The sequence below is a fragment of the Endozoicomonas sp. SESOKO4 genome (genome assembly GCF_024606275.1).
This window is the reverse complement of the sequence record NZ_JAHHPS010000278.1, coordinates 1-1,434: the sequence shown is the minus strand read 5'-3', so window position 1 is coordinate 1,434 and position 1,434 is coordinate 1. Positions and strand designations below refer to the sequence as shown.

Below are 1,434 nucleotides of genomic sequence, written 5' to 3'. Positions count from 1 at the left end.
CTGAATAGCATTGAGGACATCAGGGGCAGTAACCACGATGACACCCTGACCGGCGACAGCGCAGCCAATGTTATCGAGGGGCTGGATGGCATCGACACCCTCCGCGGTGAAGGCGCAGACGATACACTCTATGGTGGTAACCAGAACGATACTCTTTACGGCGGTGATGGCAGCGACACCCTTCGCGGCGAGGATGACAATGACACCATCAGCGGCGGAGCCGGAAACGATGACCTGGATGGAGGCACTGGTTTTGACACACTGGATTACACCGACCACACCAATGACCTGACCGTAAACCTCAACAATGCCTCGGTTAACGCTGGCTCGAACAATGTCGACACCATCAGCAATTTTGAAGCAGTCAGTTCCGGCAGCGGTAACGATGTTCTGACCGGGACAGCGGCTGCCAACACCCTCAGGGGGAATGCCGGCGACGATACTTTGACCGGTGGTGATGGTGTCGATACCCTCGAAGGCGGAGCCGGTAATGACGTGTTTATTGAAGGAGGCGGTAGCGACATTATCGATGGCGGTGATGATATTGATACCGTCGATTACAGCAACCTGGGGGCAGGTCAGACCGTTCTGGCAACGCTGGTTGTGGGAGGGGACGGCTCGGCTGTGTCCGGATCTGATACCGATACACTCCGTAATATTGAGAACCTCATTGGTTCTGATGGTGCCGACAGCCTGACAGGGAGCAGCGCAGATAACGCGCTTTCCGGTGGTTCGGGTAACGATACACTGAACGGTGCTGCAGGCAATGACACGCTTGATGGCGGTGATGATACCGACACCGTTGATTATTCCGCAAACACCAGTAGCCAGGCCATTGTCGTTGATCTGGCTAATCAGGCTACGAACAATGATGGTCTGGGTGGTAGCGATACCCTGAGTAATATCGAGATTATCCGGCTTGGTGCAGGCAATGACCAGGCTACAGGCGATAGCAATAACAATGAATTTTATGGCAATGACGGTACCGACACCCTCAGTGGGGCAGACGGTGATGACAAACTTTATGGTGGCAATCAGGATGACATCCTGCAAGGTGGTGCAGGAACCGACTTGCTGGACGGTGGTGCAGGCACTGACACCGTGGATTACACCGATGCCTCCGCGGCTGTTGAAGTGGATCTCACCACAAACCGGGCGAAAGAGCTGGGTGCCCTCACAGACACGCTGAATAATATCGAAAATATCTTGTCCGGTGATCACAATGACACTCTGATCGGCGATGGTGGCGTCAACCGCATTGAAGGAGGGCTGGGTGATGACACTATTACGGGCAATGCCGGTAACGACCAGCTGTTCGGTGGTGACGGAGCGGATACCTTCATCGAAGGTGCAGGCAGCGATGCCATTGATGACGGTGCGGGGTCTGATACGGTGGATTACAGCTCGGTATCAGGTGCTGAACTGACCGTTGAT

Annotated in this window: 1 protein-coding gene; it reads left to right on the top strand. The window is 54.7% G+C overall.

What is annotated here, in order from left to right; genetic code table 11:
• The coding region (locus KDK16_RS05165; protein WP_257274995.1) for a calcium-binding protein at window positions 1-1,434 on the top strand (1,434 nt) is incomplete at both ends.